This is a genomic window from Citricoccus muralis, from assembly GCF_003386075.1.
Taxonomy (GTDB): domain Bacteria; phylum Actinomycetota; class Actinomycetes; order Actinomycetales; family Micrococcaceae; genus Citricoccus; species Citricoccus muralis.
Window position 1 is genome coordinate 973,016 of sequence record NZ_QREH01000001.1, and the last position, 16,357, is coordinate 989,372.

The window sequence follows — 16,357 nt, forward strand, 5'->3', positions numbered from 1 at the left end:
AAGGGTTGTGTATTCCACCAGCCAGCTAGACGTGCCCGCCGCGGGCCCGGTCGACGGACAGCGCGAGAGCACCCGGGACCGGGTGCTGCAGGTTGTCCTGACCCAGGGCCCGGTCAGTGCCGCCCGCGTGGGCGAGTTGCTGGGCCTGACCGCTGCTGCCGTCCGTCGCCATCTGGACGTGCTGTCCGAGGAAGGCGCCGTCGAGGTCAAGCTGGTCTCCGGCAATCGCGGCGCCGGTCGCCCCTCGCGCCGGTACGTGGTCAGCCGCGCCGGTCAGTCCCGCCTTGGCAACGACTACCTCGAGGTCGCCGCGCAGGCCCTCCATCAGTTGAACCAGGTCGGAGGGGCGGACGCGGTCCGCTCCGTGGCCCGAGATCGCTTCGCCGCCGTCGAGGACCGCTACCGGGAAGCCATCGGCACCGCGTCGAACCTCAAGGACCGGACCGCCGCCCTGGCCCGGGTCCTGGACGAGGAAGGCTTCGCCGCCAGCGTCCGCACCGTGGGCCTGGCCGCCAACGCCGGAGGCCGGACCACGTTGAAGGCCGCGCAGATCTGTCAGGGCCACTGCCCACTCCAGGACCTGGCCGCGGACTTCCCTCAGTTCTGCGAGGAGGAGACGGACCTCTTCGCCCGCCTGCTCGGCGTGGATGTGCGCCGGCTGTCCACCCTGCCCACCGGCGGACACGTCTGCACCACCCACGTACCGCTGGGCCGGGACGCGGACCAGACAGACCCGGCGGTACCGTGAGTCGGCCCTGAGCGGCCCTGAAGCGGCCCTGAAGCGGCACCGCCGGACTCCACGGATTCACACAGATTTACACCAGATCCAACAGACCATCAGCTCGATCACCAGAGAGGCAGCGATGACCGATCAGATCATCAAGGAGAACGCCGACCCGGGCGTCATCTCCGAGGTATTGGAGAAGAACCCCGAACTCAATGCGATTGGCGCCTACCAGTTCGGCTGGTCGGACCAGACTGACGCGGGTGCCAATGCCCGCCGTGGCATCAACGAGGACGTCGTCCGGGACATCTCGGCGAAGAAGGACGAGCCCGAATGGATGCTCAACCTGCGCCTGAAGGGCCTGAAGTACTTCGACCGCAAGCCCATGCCGACCTGGGGCGCCGACCTCTCCGGCATCGACTTCGACAACATCAAGTACTTCGTCCGTTCCACGGAGGGCCAGGCGAAGTCCTGGGAGGACCTGCCGGAGGACATCCGCAACACCTACGAGCGTCTCGGCATCCCCGAGGCCGAGCGTGAACGCCTGGTCTCCGGCGTGGCCGCCCAGTATGAGTCCGAGGTCGTCTACCACCAGATCCGCGAGGACCTGGAGGAGCAGGGCGTCATCTTCCTGGACACGGACACGGGCCTGAAGGAGTACCCGGAGATCTTCAAGGAGTACTTCGGCTCCATCATCCCGGTGGGGGACAACAAGTTCGCCGCGCTGAACACCGCCGCCTGGTCCGGCGGCTCCTTCGTCTACGTCCCCAAGGGCGTCCACGTGGAGATCCCGCTGCAGGCCTACTTCCGCATCAACACCGAGAACATGGGCCAGTTCGAGCGGACCCTGATCATTGCGGACGAGGACTCCTACGTCCACTACATCGAGGGCTGCACCGCCCCGATCTACAACTCGGACTCCCTGCACTCGGCCGTCGTCGAGATCGTGGTGAAGAAGAACGCCCGCGTTCGCTACACCACCATCCAGAACTGGTCCACCAACGTGTACAACCTGGTGACCAAGCGTGCGGTGGCCGAAGAGGGTGCCACCATGGAGTGGATCGACGGCAACATTGGTTCCAAGGTCACCCAGAAGTACCCGGCCGTGTACCTCACCGGTGAGCACGCCAAGGGCGAGACCCTGTCCATCGCCTTCGCCGGCGCGGACCAGCACCAGGACACCGGGTCCAAGATGGTGCACCTGGCCCCGAACACCTCGAGCTCGATCGTCTCCAAGTCCGTGGCCCGCTCCGGCGGCCGCGCCGCCTACCGCGGACTCGTCCAGGTGATGGAGGGTGCCAAGAACGCGGCGAACTCCGTGGTCTGTGACGCCCTGTTGGTGGACACGATCTCCCGCTCGGACACGTACCCGTACATCGACATCCGCGAGGATGACGCCACCCTCGGCCACGAGGCCACGGTCTCGCGGGTCTCCGAGGAGCAGCTCTTCTACCTGATGAGCCGCGGCATGTCCGAGACCGAGGCCATGGCCATGATCGTGCGCGGGTTCATCGAGCCCATTGCTCGTGAGCTGCCCATGGAGTACGCACTGGAACTGAACAAGCTGATCGAATTGCAGATGGAAGGATCGGTAGGCTGAGCGTGTCACAGACCGTCAACACCACTGACAACGCCTCCCCGGAGGAAATCGACGCCGACGGCGCCGGTGTGCCCGTCATCCCCGGCATGGGTGAGGAGGGCGAGAAGCTCTCCACCACCGTGGCTGCCGCGTCCGACGCCGGCCACGCCACGCACAGTGTGCCGTCCGGTTCGCAGAAGCGCCCGGTGAAGCCCGGGTCTTCCCGTGCTGACCGCCTCTCCAGCTTCCGCCTGGCGGACTTCCCGGCCCTGACGGGCCGCGAGGAGGACTGGCGCTTCACGCCCCTGAACCGGCTGGCCGGCCTGCACCTGCCCGACGGCGACGACGCCCGGCTGACCGGTGCGGCACCTGCCGTCTCGGTCACCGAGCTGGACGGCGTCACCGTGGAGACCGTGGGCCGGGACGATGCCCGACTGGGCACCGTCCTCACGCCGGACGACCGTGTCGCGGCGGCAGCCTGGGCCTCTTTCGAGCAGGCCACCGTCGTGACCATCGGCGCTGATGTCGAGGCCACCGCCCCGGTGCGCATCGACATCACCGGGACCGGCACGGCCCCGGCCGCCCAGCACCTGCTGGTGGTCGCCGCGCCCAACTCGCGCGCCGACGTCGTGCTCCAGCACCGCGGGTCCGCCGTGGTCGCACAGAACATCGAGTTCGACGTGCAGGAGGGGGCCGACCTGAACGTCACGTCCCTGCAGTCCTGGGACGACGGTGCGGTCCATGTCTCCGCCCAGCAGGCCAGGATCGGCAAGGACGCCTCGTTCAAGCACGTGGCCGTGTCCTACGGCGGTTCCCTGGTCCGCCTGACCCCGACCTCGCGGTTCGCCGGTCAGGGCGGTGAGACCGAGATGTTCGGCCTCTACTTCGCAGACGCCGGCCAGCACCTGGAGCAGCGCCTGTTCGTGGACCACGCCGTGGCGAACTGCAAGTCCAACGTCCTGTACAAGGGCGCCCTGCAGGGCCAGGATGCGCACACCGTCTGGGTGGGCGACGTCCTGATCCGCAAGGAGGCCGAGGGCACCGACAGCTACGAGAAGAACCAGAACCTGGTCCTCTCGGAAGGCACCCGCGTGGACTCGGTCCCGAACCTGGAGATCGAGACGGGCCTCATCGACGGAGCCGGTCACGCTTCCTCCACGGCCCAGTTCGACGACGAGCAGCTGTTCTACCTGATGGCCCGTGGCATCGAGGAGAAGGACGCCCGCGAGCTCATCGTCCGCGGCTTCCTCCACGAGATCATCCAGAAGATCGGGATCGCCGACGTCGAGGAGACCCTCATCGACCAGATGGATTCCGAACTGCAGGTGGCCAGCTTCTGATGGCCGCCGGTCAGCGTGTCTGCGCCGTCGCGGAGATCGGCGCCGAGGAGGCCAAGCGGTTCACGGTCGACGGCATCGACGTCGCCGTGGTCCGGGCCTCCGACGGCTCGCTCCACGCGGTCAACGACATCTGCTCGCACGAGGAGGTGTCCCTCTCCGATGGCTTCGTCGAGGGGTGCGCCTTGGAATGCATCGGCCACGGCTCCGCCTTCGACCTGGTCACCGGCGAGCCGAACGTGTTGCCCGCCACCGCTCCGGTCGCCGTCTACGCGCTGTCCGTGGAGGACGACTCCGTGTGGGTCGACACCGCCACCGTGCTGAACAGCGCCTCACTGAACTCGTAACCAGTCCCACCAGAATTTCCCGCCTCGCCGGCGGAACCCGCAAGGAGAACACGAATGTCAACCCTGGAAATCAAGGACCTGCACGTCTCCATCGAGACCGAGAACGGTCCCAAGGAGATCCTCAAGGGCGTCAGCCTGACCATCAACACCGGTGAGACCCACGCCATCATGGGCCCCAACGGCTCCGGCAAGTCCACCCTCGCCTCGACCATCGCCGGCCACCCCCGCTACGACGTCACCTCCGGCACCATCACCTTGGATGGGGAGGACGTCCTGGAGATGTCCGTGGACGAGCGGGCCCGTGCCGGCCTGTTCCTGGCCATGCAGTACCCGGTCGAGATCCCGGGTGTCACCATGACCAACTTCCTGCGCACCGCCAAGACCGCCATCGACGGCGAGGCACCGTCCCTGCGTCACTGGACCAAGGACGTCAAGGCCGCCATGGAGAACCTGAAGATCGATCCGTCCTTCGCGGCTCGTAACGTCAACGAGGGCTTCTCCGGCGGCGAGAAGAAGCGCGTGGAGATCCTCCAGCTCGAGCTGTTCAAGCCCAAGTTCGCTGTGCTGGACGAGACCGACTCCGGCCTCGACGTCGACGCCCTGCGCGTGGTCTCCGAGGGTGTCAACCGGTCCCAGGACTCCGGCACCATGGGCACCCTGCTGATCACCCACTACACCCGCATCCTGCAGTACATCAAGCCGCAGTTCGTGCACGTCTTCGTGGACGGCCGGGTCGCCGAGTCCGGTGGCGCCGAGCTGGCCGACCGCCTCGAGGCCGAAGGCTACGAGCGCTTCGAGACCGCAGCAACCGGAGCCTGAGGAGTATCCCATGACCACTGAAGCACCCCAGACTGAACTGGATGACATCAGGGAGGCCCTGCACGAGGTCATGGACCCCGAGCTGGGCGTGAACATTGTGGACCTCGGCCTGCTCTACGGCATGCACTACGCCGAGGACGGCGCCCTGATCCTGGACATGACCCTGACCACCGCCGCCTGCCCCTTGACGGACATGATCGAGGAGCAGATCGGCAACGAGATCGGCACCATGGTGGACGAGTGGCGCCTGAACTGGGTCTGGATGCCGCCGTGGGGCCCCGAGAAGATCACGGATGACGGCCGTGAGCAGATGAGGGCCCTCGGCTTCAACATCTGATCCAGCATCTGACCCGATGCGTCGGAGAATCCCGGTCATCCTGAACTTTCCCGAGAATTATTGCCGGGAGATGTCAGGATGGCCGGGATTCTCCTGTCTCGCCGTGATGATCCCCAGGCAGCCCGCGGGCGGCCAGGGCCTCACCGGTGGCCTGGGCGTGTCCCACGGTCGCCACCAGCACCGGTCCCATGAGCCGTACCGGTCCACGCCGCAGCCCACGCGAGGCCAATGCCTCGGCATTGCGACGGACTGCGCCACCCACCCAGGGGATGGACCGGATCATCACGTTGACCGCCAGGGCCGCCGCCTCCGGGTTGACGCCGACCGGCCGCATGACGCCGAAGAACCGCTCCAGGCCATCCAGCAGTTCCGTGCCCGGCGTGGTGATCACCAGTAACCGTGCCGCGGCCAGGGCACCGAACACCGCGGCCACCACCACGAGGGCCGGACCGAGCGCCTCAAGGGGCGAGGCCGACGTCGGGCCCCAGATCCCGGAGATGAAGCGGGCGATGCCCGCGAACAGCAGCAGGGGCCAGCCGCGGCGCCACGGAGCGAGGAACTCGCGGGGGAGTGCGGCCGTCAGATAGAGGGCGAAGACCACCGCCACGGCCACGCCGACCACCAGTGGCTGGCGCCAGAAGACGAGGACGGCCGAGAGGGCCAGCAGCACGGCGTACTTGGCCCACAGCGGGCAGCGGTGCACGGCGCTGGTGCCGGGCCGGTAGTCCAGCAGGTTCACAGCCGGCCCGTTCCCGTGTCCCGGCCGCCCCTGCGGCCACGGCGGGCCAGGACGTCCGTGCGGTACCACTGAACGGCGTCAGGGCCGGTGGCGTCGTGGACGATCTGGCCGTCGGCGATCACGAGGCATCGGTCCGCCTGGGCGGCGAAGTCGAGGTCATGGGTGGTGTAGACGACCTGCTCGCACCGGCCTGTTCCCGGCAGCGAGAGCAAGAGCTCCTGGACCTCGAGTGTCCAGTCCAGGTCCAGCAGGGTGGTGGGTTCGTCGGCCACCAGCAGCACGGGGTCTGTGGCCAGCACGGAGGCCAGGGCCAGGCGCTGGCGCTGCCCACCGGAGAGGTCGTAGATGCTGCGGTGTCCCAGGCCTCCGAGACCGTGCTCCTGCAACAGGCGCTCGGCAGCCACCTTTCGTTCCGGGCGGCGCCGGTGCGTGCGCCGCAGCGAGAGCTCGATGTCCTCGCCGGCGGTGGGCATCACCAACTGGACGAGGGGGTCGGTGAAGACGAATCCCGTCCGCGCGCGGACGGCCGTGGTGTCTGTGGCCGCATCCAGGCCGTGCACGCGCACACTGCCCGCAGCGGGCAGCACCAGGCCGTTGAGTAGGCGGATGAGCGTCGACTTGCCCGAGCCGTTGGCCCCGATCACCGCGACCGTGGGTTCGGAGGCTATCAGGTCCACCGGGCCCAGGACGCGGACGGTGCCGGCCTCCGAGCCGGCCGACTGACCGGGGCCCGGCGCGGCCCCGGGGACGTCCACCACGACGGCCCGCAGATCCAAGCGGGAGGATGTTCCTCCCTTGCCGGCCTGGCCGTGGGTGACGCTGTCGCGGTGCTGTGTGATGGAGGGCTCCACGCCGCTCAGAACCGCCGGAGGGCCAGGGCCGGGAAGGCCCGGATCACCGTGGCGGCCACGGCGGTGGCGAGCACGTTCTTGATGACGTCACCGGGCCAGAACACCATGTCCGCCGCCAGGGCGGTCGGCAGGTCCAAGTCGAGCGCGAGCATCATCCCGCCGATGCCCATGGGGTGGATGAACACGAAGGATCCCACCATGGCCGAGAGCCAGACCAGGGCCCACCAGCCGAAGCCGATCCGCCCGGCGGCCACGTCCGTGCCCCGGGCAACACGCTGGGCGGCGGCGGACTGCCCCCGTTTCAGGACCATCGTTGAGAGGGCACCGGTCAAAGCGGCCGCGAAGGGAAATGCCAGCAGGTAGCCGCCTGAGGGGCCGGCGAGCACACCGAAGCCGGCGTTGAAGCCGGAGAGCACCGGCAGGCCCACCAGGCCCACCACCACGTAGAGGGCCACGGAGAGGAAGCCGAGCCGCGCCCCCAGGATGAGCCCGGTCAGCATGACGGCGAAGGTCTGCAGGGTGATCGGCACGCCGAATCCACCCACGGGAATCGGCGGGAGCATGGCACACACGGCAATCAGGGCGGCGAAGACGCCGGCGAGGGCCACCTGGGCGGGAACGGCCAGCGGCTTGCGGCCGGCAACGGGAACAGTCTGGCTCACGGTGGACTCCTCAGAGGCGGTGGGACGGTGGTGCGGACGGTGTGCGGATGGCGGGCATGTCGGTTTTGACGGCGACGGTAGACTTGGCGGGTTCCGCCAACCCTGCCGGACAGTCTATTCACCTCTAGGAGTCCTTCCCGTGCTTGCCGTCACAGACCTCGAACTTCGCGTGGGGGCCCGGCTGCTCATGGACGGGGTCACCTTCAAGGTGGACAAGGGGGACAAGGTCGGTCTGGTCGGGCGCAACGGTGCCGGCAAGACCACCCTGACGAAGGTCCTGGCCGGCGGCGGCCTCCCCGCCGGAGGCAATGTGACCCGCCGCGGCACGGTTGGCTACCTGCCGCAGGACCCCAAGGTCGAGGACATGGACCAGACGGCGCGGGACCGCATCCTCTCAGCACGGTCACTGGACCAGATCATCCGCCGCATGCGCCAGGCGGAGGACGATATGGCCAATGCGGATGACGCGATCCGGGAGAAGGCCATGAACCGCTATGGCCGGCTCGAGGCGGAATTCACGACGTCGGGCGGGTACGCCGCGGAGTCGGAGGCCGCCACGATCTGTGCGAACCTCGGCCTGCCGGACCGGATCCTCGACCAGGCCCTGCACACCCTGTCCGGTGGCCAGCGGCGCCGCGTGGAGCTGGCGCGGATCCTCTTCTCAGACGCGGACATCCTGCTGTTGGACGAGCCCACCAACCACCTGGACCACGACTCGATCGTGTGGCTGCGCGACTTCCTCAAGGCCTACCAGGGCGGGTTCATCGTGATCAGCCACGACGTGGACCTCATGGAGATGACCGTCAACAAGGTGCTGTACCTGGATGCCAACCGCCAGGTGATCGACACGTACAACATGGGCTGGAAGAACTACCTGCTGCAGCGTGAGCAGGACCAGGCCCGCCGCAAGCGTGAGTACTCCAATGCGGAGAAGAAGGCCACGCACCTGATGGAGCAGGCCAACAAGATGCGCGCCAAGGCGACGAAGGCGGTGGCCGCCCAGAGCATGATCAAGCGGGCCGAGCGCATGATGAAGGGTCTGGAGGGGGAGCGGGCGGCCGACAAGGTGGCCGCGATCCGTTTCCCGGAGCCCGCCAAGTGCGGCAAGACCCCCCTCAAGGCGGAGGACCTCTCCAAGTCCTATGGATCCCTGGAGATCTTCTCCGGGGTGGATCTGGCGATCGACCGCGGCTCCCGCGTGGTGATCCTCGGCTTCAACGGCGCAGGGAAGACCACCCTGCTCCGGATGCTCGCCGGGGTGGACCAGCCGGACACCGGCGAGGTCATCGCCGGGCACGGGCTCAAGCTCGGCTACTACGCCCAGGAGCATGAGACGCTGGACACCGACCGCTCCGTGCTGGAGAACATGAAGACCGCCGCACCGGACCTGGCGGACACCGAGGTGCGCAACGTCCTCGGCTCGTTCCTCTTCCAGGGCGACGACGTGGCCAAGCCGGCCGGCGTGCTCTCCGGCGGTGAGAAGACCCGACTGGCCCTGGCCACCCTCGTGGCCTCCAGCGCCAACGTCCTGCTGCTGGACGAGCCGACGAACAACCTGGACCCGGCCTCACGCCAGGAGATCCTCAACGCCCTGCGCACTTACGAAGGTGCCGTGGTGCTGGTCACGCACGATGAGGGTGCCGTGGAGGCCCTCGACCCGGAGCGGGTGGTGCTCCTGCCGGACGGCGTGGAAGACCACTGGAACAGCACCTACCAGGACCTCATCACCCTGGCCTGAGTGCCTGATTGCCTGAGCGCTGTGGGACTGTGCCCTACCGGCGGGCCTCCGCCTCGTCCAGCAAAGCGTCCTCGGCCTCCTCGTCGGTGGGTTGACCGTTGCGGCGCCGGACCGGCTTCCGCTTCGGGGCCCGGTAGGCGGACAGGTATCCCTGCTCCTCGGTCAACCCGAGTTCGCGGTCATCGCGGTCGTTCACGGCCCGTTGCCGGCCCATGTAGCCCCACACGATGAAGCTCATCAGACCGAAGAGGAACCACTGGAGCGAGTAGGACAGGTGCGGCCCCTCATCCAGGGTGGGCGGCACCAGGGTCTGGGGTCGGCTCGCCGGAGCGGGGTCTTCCTCGACCATCTCGCCATAGGCGGTGTCCGCGATCGGGTAACCGACGGCTTTTTCCAAGGCCACCAGGTCGATCGAGGCCAACTGCCCTTCCGGGGCATCCCGCTCGAGGGTGGGCTCGCCGGGCTTGGTGCGGACCACCACGGTGGCCTCGCCCTCGGGGGGCGCGGGGACGACGTCGGGCCAGCCGGCGGAGTTGCCGATGGGCAGCCAGCCGCGGTCGACCGCGATGACGTCCCCGGTGTCCGCCCGGAACGGAACGATGACCTCATACCCCGGCTTGCCGGCCTTCGGCCGATTGCGCACGATCTGGGTGTCCTCCGCCAGGTACTCGCCGGTCATCTCCACCGGAGTCCATTCGCGGGAGGCCTCGAACGCCGTGAAGAGGTCCTCGTTGCCGGCCAGCGGGATGGGGGCGTCGTCGTAGTTCTCCAGCACCTTGTTGATCTCGGTGACGGCCTCCATCCGGCGGTCCATCTGCCACTGGCCGAGCAGGGCGCAGGCCACGGAGAAGATCGCGCAGAACGCCAGCCCGCCGAGCCACTGGGGGGAGATCAGGAAACGAAAGTCGAGCCGGGCACGTTTCTGTCCCGGACGGCCGGAATCGGCCTGCCGGTCGCTCTCGGAAGACTCGTACCGCCCGGCATTCTCGGAACGCTGATCTGCGCCTGCGCCGGTGACGCGGTCGTTGCTCGTCTGGGTCATGAATCCTTCTCGCGGGTGTCAGTACCGTTGGATGCCAGGGGCAACACGTCCTTCAGCAGTCCGCGGGACTGCAGGTAGTCGGCGAGCCAGTCCCGATGGTCCTCGCAGGCCAACCATGTCTTGCGCCGCTCGGGGGCGTGGATCCGGGGATTGTTCCATTCCAGGCGCCAGGTCGCCGGGTGCCCGCAGCCTTTTCGGGAGCAGACCTGCTGGTCCGCCGCAGAGGCGCTGCGCGCCCTACTTCCCGACGACGGCCGGCCGCCGGGTGCGGTCGGCGGTGGAATCGTTGGGTTGGTGCCGTCCAGGGCACCGAGGAGGTCATCGTGGCTCATGCGGCCCTGTCGTCGTGATCGTGGTTCGTCTCATGCGGGTGGTCTCCCGGTCTCGAACCGCCGTCCACGGTCTCACCCAGCAGGGTCTCGGGTCCGGCGGTCAGCTCGAGCCGGGTGCCGAGTTGCGGGGTGCCCGCAGGGGCCGGAGGAACCGCATCGAGGACTTCACCGTTGGACACTGCCCCGTTGTTGGCCAGCATCACGGCGATGTATGGCAACACGATGGCCGCGATGAAGAGCACGATCTGCACCCAGCCGGTGGTGAAGAAGGCCCCGACGAAACAGGCCGTCCGGATGCCCATTTGCCACGCGTACCGGACGAATCGGGCGTCCCGGTCCACGTGTCCGGCCTCCGGGGCGCTGGTGATCCGCTGGACGTCGTCGTCACGGCCCGAGTGTCCGGCCTGCGGGCCGGACTGGACGTGACGGGTGGACATGGGGCGCTCCTGCCAGGTTGTGCGCTGGCACGGCGACCGTCCAGCGGGGTTTCGGTTCCGTCCATTGTCCCACTTTCCGCCCTAGAGTGGATGACCGGAGAAGTGATCTGACATACCGCACTGATCGCACGAGAGACCAGTCCCAGGAGGACCCCGATGGCCGAGGCCAGCACTGTTTCCACCCCCACGCCTGATTCCCCGGACGCCCCGGCTGCCGGCCGCAGCGTCCTCGTCACCGGCGGCAACCGGGGCATCGGCCTCGCCATCGCCCTGGCGTTCCGGGCCAACGGGGACAAGGTCGCCGTCACCTCTCGCTCTGGAGAGGCGCCGGACGGCCTGTTCGCCGTGCAGGCCGATGTCACGGATGCCGAGTCCGTGGACCGGGCCTTCACCGAGGTCGAGGAGGCGCACGGCCCTGTCGAGGTCCTCGTGGCCAACGCCGGGATCACTCAGGACCAGCTGCTGTTGCGCATGAGCGAGGAGGATTTCTCCTCCGTCATCGACACCAATCTCACCGGGTCCTTCCGCGTTCTCAAGCGGGCGTCGAAAGGAATGATCCGGAAGAAGAAGGGTCGCGTGGTGCTGATCTCCTCGGTGGTCGGTCTCATGGGGTCACCGGGTCAGATCAATTACGCCTCGTCCAAGGCCGGTCTGGTCGGCATGGCCCGCTCGCTGACGCGTGAGCTCGGGTCCCGCAACATCACGGCGAATGTGGTGGCCCCGGGCTACATCGACACCGAGATGACCCAGGCCCTGGGAGAGGACCTGCAGAAGCAGTACCGGTCCCAGATCCCCGCGGGCCGTTTCGCCGAGCCCGCCGAGGTCGCCAACGTGGTGCGCTGGCTCGCCTCGGACGAGGCCTCGTACATCTCCGGGGCCGTCATCCCCGTGGACGGCGGGCTCGGGATGGGACACTGATTCCTATGACTTCTGAGACTTCCGAGAACGCAGAACACGCAGAGCACGCAGCAGAACGCGACTCCACTTCGGCCACCGCCCAGGACCTGGCCGGCAAGGGTGCCATCGTCACCGGTTCCAGCCGCGGTGTGGGCGCGGACACCGCCCAACTGCTCGCTGCCCGGGGCGCCGGGGTCGTCGTCAACTACCGCCAGAAGGCGCCTCGAGCCAACAAGGTCGTGGCCGGCATCGAAGCCGCCGGCGGTCGCGCCGTGGCCGTGGGCGCGGACATCACCACCGCAGAGGGCCGCAAGGCCATGGTGGACGCCGCCGTCGAGGCCTTCGGGTCCCTGGACATCCTGGTGCTGAACGCCTCCGGCGGCATGGAGACCTCGATGGGCGAGGACTATGCCACCGTGCTGAACCGCGACTCCCAGCTGGCCATGCTCGAGGCCGCCCTTGAGGTCATGCCGGCTGGTGGCCAGGTGGTCTTCGTCACGAGTCACCAGGCACACTTCATCGACTCGGTCCCCACCATGGACGCCTACGTCCCGGTGGCCCGCTCCAAGCGCGCCGGTGAGGTCGCCCTGCGCGAGCGGATTCCAGCACTGCAGGATCGGGGGATCGGCTTCGTGGTGGTGTCCGGGGACATGATCGAGGGGACCATCACGGCCACCATGCTCAACCGTGCCGAGCCCGGTGCCCTCGAGGCCCGCCGCGAGGCTGCCGGCAAGCTCTACTCGGTGGCCGAGTTCGCAGCGGAGATCGCCGCTGTGGTGGGTTCTGCCCGCCGGGATCTGCCGGTGGGTCACACCGAATACGTCGGCGGTGCCCAGGACTTCCTCGACGTGGCCGGGGATCCCGACCACCGCTGATCAGAGAACTTTCAGTCGACTTCGTGGGGGTGTTCTGCGTCCACACCCCCACGAAGTCGACTGAAAGTGCGTGGTGAGCGCGGCTATAGTCCGGCCAGCACGCGCAAGACGTCCAGGGAGGGCAGGTCCAGTTCGACGTGCGCATGGGCGCGCAGGGCCGGCTTGGCGCAGAACGCGACGGCCAATCCCGCAGCCTGGAGCATGTCGATGTCATTCGCGCCGTCCCCGGCTGCGATGACGCCATCCGCGTGGACCCCGGCCGCCGCGGACCATGCACGCAACATCTCGGCCTTCACGGCCCGGTCCACCACCGTGCCCAGGACCCGGCCGGTGAGGCGGCCGTCCACGATCTCCAGGTCGTTCGCCCGGTAGTGGTCCAGGCCGAGGTCAGCCGCGAGAGGCGCGAGGACCTGGGTGAAGCCGCCGGACACGGCACACACCTGCCACCCGGCCGCTTGGAAGGCACCGATGACCTCTCGGGCACCGAGATGGGGCTCGACGGCGGCCACCACCTGGTCGATGACCGCGGCGTCCAGTCCCGCCAGAGCCTTGACCCGGTGATGCAGCGATTGGGTGAAGTCCAGTTCACCGCGCATCGCGGCCTCGGTCACGGCGGCCACCTCCGCCTCGCGGCCTGCGTGGGCGGCCAACAGCTCGATGACCTCCTGGCGGATGAGGGTCGAGTCCACATCCATGACCAGCATCTTCGGCCGGGCCGCCAGTGCGGCGGCCGGGACCACCGCGGCGGCGTGCCCCTCCGGGAGCAGGCCGAGATCGGGGCGGCCCGCCGCGTCACCGGCCTGCACGTGCCACCGCCAGCCGTGGAAGCCGACGCCGGCCACCGGCTCGGCATGGGCCGGCACCACCGGCGGGGTCGAGAGCGGGTCGGAATCTGCTCCGCCGGAACCCGGGGCATAGACCAGGACCAGGTCCGTCCCGATGGAGGAGGGGACGATGTCCGGACCGGTGGACGGGGAAACAATGCGCGGCATGCCGAGGCCTTTCGTGCTTCAAGGAGTGTTTCTAGCCTAGTGTTTGAATCATGACCAGCCCCTCTTCCCAGCCCCTGCGCGCCGCCACGGACCCCGAACTGTTCATTCCCTCGGGTGAATCGGTCGTGGAGATGGCGGGGGTTGGTGTCCGAAGGGGCACCAAGGACCTGCTGTCCGAGGTCAGCTGGCAGGTCCGGGAGGGTGAACGCTGGATCATCATGGGACCCAACGGGGCGGGCAAGTCAACGCTGCTGCAGGTCGCGTCCACCCGTATGCACCCGACCACCGGCATGGTGGGCATCCTCGACGAGGTGCTCGGCGCCGTCGACGTGTTCGAGCTGCGCCCGCGCATCGGGCTGTCCTCCGCGGCGCTGGCCCAGCAGCTCCCGGACGGGGAGACGGTGCTGAACGCCGTACTGACCGCATCCTGGGGTGTCATGGGCCGCTGGAACGAGTCCTATGACACCGTGGACGAAGAGCGAGCCCGCCGCCTGATCTGGCAGTGGGGCCTGCGCGGCTACGAGGACCGCCGGTTCGGCACCCTGTCCGAGGGCGAACGCAAGCGTGTCCTCGTGGCCCGGGCGCTGATGACCGACCCGGAGTTGCTGCTCCTGGACGAGCCGGCCGCGGGTCTCGACCTGGCCGGACGCGAGACCCTCGTCCGGGCGCTGGCCCGACTGGCCTCCGACCCCTCCGCGCCCGCGCTTGTGCTGGTCACGCACCATGTGGAGGAGGTCCCGCCCGGATTCACCCATGCGCTGCTCATGCGCCAAGGACGGGTGGTGGCTGCGGGGCCACTGGAGCAGACGCTGACCGAGGACCATCTCTCGACCGCGTTCGGCCTGCCCCTCAAGGTCACGCGCGTCGACGGCCGCTACACGGCCGTCGCCCGCTGACCGGCCCCGGGGGAAAACCTCGTGGACGTTCTGGGCCTCGACGTCATGGGTCTGGACCTGTGGCAGGTCATCGTCATCCTGCTGGCGGGTTTCTGGGCCGGCACCATCAACACCGTGGTGGGTTCCGGTACCCTCGTGACCTTTCCAGTGCTGGTGGCGATGGGCTTTCCGCCCGTCACCGCACAGATGTCCAATGCCATGGGCCTGGTGGCCGCCGGCGTGTCCGGAGTCTTCGGCTTCCGCCGTGAGCTGGCGGCCTCCAGGGCCGTCCTGCCGACCTTGACGATCGCCTCTCTCGCCGGTGGCCTCGTGGGAGCGTTCCTCCTGATGGTCCTGCCGGAGGAGGTCTTCGGGATCGCCGCCCCGATCCTCATCGCCGTGGCCATCTCCTTCGTGGTCTTCCAGCCCGCCCTGTCCCGGTGGGTCCGCCGACGGAAGGCCGGCGAAGACCACACCGAGGAACCGGAGACCCCCACGGGGCCGGTGTCTCCCGTGCTCTGGGCGCTCATCTTCGCCGCCGGCATCTACGGTGGGTACTTCGTGGCCGCCCAGGGTGTCCTGTTGCTGGGCATCATGGGGGTGTTCCTGTCTGGAGCCCTCGTCTACGCGAACGCCATCAAGACCTGGCTGTCCCTTGCGGTGAACCTCATCGCCGCCGTGTCCTACCTGATCTTCGCCTTCGACCGCATCGATTGGCGGGCCGTGTTGCTGATCGCGGTGTCCTCCATGATCGGTGCCTCCCTCGGGGCCAAGATCGGCCGCCGCATCAAGCCGTTCTGGCTCCGCGTGGTCATCGTCATCGTCGGGGTGGCGGGCCTTGTGAATCTGGCGTGGCCGCTGGTATTCGGTGGCTGAGTCCCACGGCTCGTTCAGTTCAATCGAGGCCGTCGGCGCCATCGAGCTGACCGACCCCGCGGACCCGCGGGTGGAGGTCTTCTTTGGCCTTACCGATGCCGTCCTGCGCCGCCGGCAGGACGCCGCCCACGGGATCTACCTGGCGGAGTCCTCACTGGTGGTGCGCCGGGCTCTGGACGCAGGCCACCGACCGCGCTCCTTCTTCCTGGCGCACCGGTATCTCGACTCGATGGCCGATGTCTTCGCCGCCCATCCGGGCGTGCCGGTCTACACCGGTACAGACGCCATGCTCGAATCGATCACCGGCTTCCACCTGCACCGGGGTGCCCTGGCCGCCATGGAACGGCCCGTGCCCCGCACGGCCGACGAGGTGCTGACCGGGGCCAGCCGTATCGCCGTGCTGGAGAACATCTCCGATCACACCAACATCGGGGCCATCTTCCGTTCGGCAGCGGCGATCGGCATCGACGCCGTGCTGGTGACCCCGCTCTGCGCCGACCCGTTCTACCGCCGTTCCATCCGTGTCTCGATGGGCGCCGTGTTCCAGGTGCCATGGACACGCATCGACGCCTGGCCAGCCGGCATCGAGGTGCTGAAGGACGCGGGCTTCACGGTGGCGGGACTGATCCTGGGGAACGGCGCCATCACGCTGGACGACCTGGTCGCCGAGGATCACGAGAGACTCGCCCTGGTCTTCGGCCACGAGGGTGACGGGCTGGCTGTGGAGACGGAACGGTGGCTCGACAGGAGAGTTATCATTCCCATGATGAACGAGGTCGATTCGCTCAACGTCGCCGCCTCCTCGGCCATCGCCTTCTACGCGACACGGTAGTGGGTCATGGTGAGGTGGCAACCATCTCCGGGCTCAGCTTCCCTGCCGGGTGTCGGATGACTCTCC

General features: G+C 68.2%; 19 protein-coding genes. 12 read left to right on the plus strand and 7 right to left on the minus strand.

The features are described 5' to 3' along the window. Positions 1 to 7: 7 nt before the first annotated feature. The 6 genes from C8E99_RS04235 to C8E99_RS04260 all read left to right on the plus strand — a co-directional run bounded on the left by C8E99_RS04235 (position 8) and on the right by C8E99_RS04260 (position 5,143). Positions 8 to 748, plus strand: a complete 741-nt coding sequence (locus tag C8E99_RS04235; RefSeq protein WP_115931246.1) for a helix-turn-helix transcriptional regulator — start codon at positions 8 to 10, stop codon at positions 746 to 748. A gap of 115 nt (positions 749 to 863) precedes the next feature. Then, positions 864 to 2,324 (plus strand): Fe-S cluster assembly protein SufB, encoded by a 1,461-nt coding sequence (sufB, locus tag C8E99_RS04240; RefSeq protein ID WP_115931247.1) that lies wholly within the window; start codon positions 864 to 866, stop codon positions 2,322 to 2,324. Between the two features lie 86 nt (positions 2,325 to 2,410). Further along, a complete protein-coding gene (gene sufD / locus C8E99_RS04245) occupies positions 2,411 to 3,643 on the plus strand; it encodes a Fe-S cluster assembly protein SufD (protein ID WP_115933208.1) in 1,233 nt (410 codons plus the stop codon). Further along, positions 3,643 to 3,987, plus strand: coding sequence for a non-heme iron oxygenase ferredoxin subunit (locus C8E99_RS04250; protein ID WP_115931248.1), 345 nt, complete (start codon positions 3,643 to 3,645; stop codon positions 3,985 to 3,987). Before sufD ends, C8E99_RS04250 begins: the two co-directional genes overlap by 1 nt. A gap of 54 nt (positions 3,988 to 4,041) precedes the next feature. Next, positions 4,042 to 4,806, plus strand: a complete 765-nt coding sequence (sufC, locus tag C8E99_RS04255; RefSeq protein ID WP_115931249.1) for a Fe-S cluster assembly ATPase SufC — start codon at positions 4,042 to 4,044, stop codon at positions 4,804 to 4,806. Between the two features lie 10 nt (positions 4,807 to 4,816). After that, positions 4,817 to 5,143 (plus strand): metal-sulfur cluster assembly factor, encoded by a 327-nt coding sequence (locus C8E99_RS04260; protein ID WP_115931250.1) that lies wholly within the window; start codon positions 4,817 to 4,819, stop codon positions 5,141 to 5,143. 73 nt (positions 5,144 to 5,216) lie between these two features. On the opposite strand, the gene C8E99_RS04265 is transcribed toward C8E99_RS04260, so the two are convergent. The 3 genes from C8E99_RS04265 to C8E99_RS04275 all read right to left on the minus strand — a co-directional run bounded on the left by C8E99_RS04265 (position 5,217) and on the right by C8E99_RS04275 (position 7,395). Beyond that, the gene (locus C8E99_RS04265) at positions 5,217 to 5,882 is read right to left on the minus strand and encodes a CbiQ family ECF transporter T component (RefSeq protein WP_170144522.1); all 666 of its coding nucleotides are present in this window, start codon (positions 5,880 to 5,882) and stop codon (positions 5,217 to 5,219) included. Further along, complete coding sequence (locus C8E99_RS04270; protein WP_115933209.1) at positions 5,879 to 6,658, minus strand: ATP-binding cassette domain-containing protein; 780 nt, start codon at positions 6,656 to 6,658, stop codon at positions 5,879 to 5,881. The genes C8E99_RS04265 and C8E99_RS04270 overlap by 4 nt, the downstream gene beginning before the upstream one ends. 80 nt (positions 6,659 to 6,738) lie before the next feature. Continuing rightward, positions 6,739 to 7,395: a biotin transporter BioY gene (locus C8E99_RS04275; protein ID WP_115931252.1), complete on the minus strand. Its 657-nt coding sequence runs from the start codon at positions 7,393 to 7,395 to the stop codon at positions 6,739 to 6,741. Positions 7,396 to 7,534: 139 nt separating this feature from the next. Here C8E99_RS04275 and abc-f point away from each other — a divergent pair, with 139 nt between their 5' ends. Then, positions 7,535 to 9,133, plus strand: coding sequence for a ribosomal protection-like ABC-F family protein (abc-f, locus tag C8E99_RS04280; protein ID WP_115931253.1), 1,599 nt, complete (start codon positions 7,535 to 7,537; stop codon positions 9,131 to 9,133). A 34-nt stretch (positions 9,134 to 9,167) separates the two neighbouring features. Here abc-f and C8E99_RS04285 read toward each other — a convergent pair whose 3' ends face one another. The 3 genes from C8E99_RS04285 to C8E99_RS04295 are packed head-to-tail and all read right to left on the minus strand — an operon-like array spanning position 9,168 to position 10,944. Then, positions 9,168 to 10,175, minus strand: a complete 1,008-nt coding sequence (locus C8E99_RS04285) for an SURF1 family cytochrome oxidase biogenesis protein (protein WP_115931254.1) — start codon at positions 10,173 to 10,175, stop codon at positions 9,168 to 9,170. Beyond that, the gene (locus tag C8E99_RS04290) at positions 10,172 to 10,507 is read right to left on the minus strand and encodes a hypothetical protein (protein ID WP_115931255.1); all 336 of its coding nucleotides are present in this window, start codon (positions 10,505 to 10,507) and stop codon (positions 10,172 to 10,174) included. Before C8E99_RS04290 ends, C8E99_RS04285 begins: the two co-directional genes overlap by 4 nt. Continuing rightward, complete coding sequence (locus C8E99_RS04295) at positions 10,504 to 10,944, minus strand: DUF3099 domain-containing protein (protein ID WP_115931256.1); 441 nt, start codon at positions 10,942 to 10,944, stop codon at positions 10,504 to 10,506. Before C8E99_RS04295 ends, C8E99_RS04290 begins: the two co-directional genes overlap by 4 nt. 156 nt (positions 10,945 to 11,100) lie before the next feature. On the opposite strand from C8E99_RS04295, the gene C8E99_RS04300 reads away from it, so the two are divergent. Then, positions 11,101 to 11,862, plus strand: a complete 762-nt coding sequence (locus tag C8E99_RS04300) for a beta-ketoacyl-ACP reductase (RefSeq protein WP_115931257.1) — start codon at positions 11,101 to 11,103, stop codon at positions 11,860 to 11,862. Positions 11,863 to 11,867: 5 nt separating this feature from the next. Then, positions 11,868 to 12,716, plus strand: a complete 849-nt coding sequence (locus C8E99_RS04305) for an SDR family oxidoreductase (RefSeq protein WP_115931258.1) — start codon at positions 11,868 to 11,870, stop codon at positions 12,714 to 12,716. A gap of 83 nt (positions 12,717 to 12,799) precedes the next feature. Here C8E99_RS04305 and serB read toward each other — a convergent pair whose 3' ends face one another. After that, positions 12,800 to 13,708 (minus strand): phosphoserine phosphatase SerB, encoded by a 909-nt coding sequence (serB, locus tag C8E99_RS04310; RefSeq protein WP_115931259.1) that lies wholly within the window; start codon positions 13,706 to 13,708, stop codon positions 12,800 to 12,802. Between the two features lie 131 nt (positions 13,709 to 13,839). On the opposite strand from serB, the gene C8E99_RS04315 reads away from it, so the two are divergent. From C8E99_RS04315 to C8E99_RS04325, 3 genes are read left to right on the plus strand one after another with little or no spacing between them, the layout of a single operon-like run. Then, the gene (locus tag C8E99_RS04315) at positions 13,840 to 14,604 is read left to right on the plus strand and encodes an ABC transporter ATP-binding protein (RefSeq protein WP_211309089.1); all 765 of its coding nucleotides are present in this window, start codon (positions 13,840 to 13,842) and stop codon (positions 14,602 to 14,604) included. Positions 14,605 to 14,649: 45 nt separating this feature from the next. Continuing rightward, positions 14,650 to 15,459: a sulfite exporter TauE/SafE family protein gene (locus C8E99_RS04320; RefSeq protein WP_115933210.1), complete on the plus strand. Its 810-nt coding sequence runs from the start codon at positions 14,650 to 14,652 to the stop codon at positions 15,457 to 15,459. Further along, the gene (locus tag C8E99_RS04325; protein ID WP_245952079.1) at positions 15,452 to 16,291 is read left to right on the plus strand and encodes a TrmH family RNA methyltransferase; all 840 of its coding nucleotides are present in this window, start codon (positions 15,452 to 15,454) and stop codon (positions 16,289 to 16,291) included. Before C8E99_RS04320 ends, C8E99_RS04325 begins: the two co-directional genes overlap by 8 nt. The last annotated feature ends 66 nt before the right edge of the window (positions 16,292 to 16,357 follow it).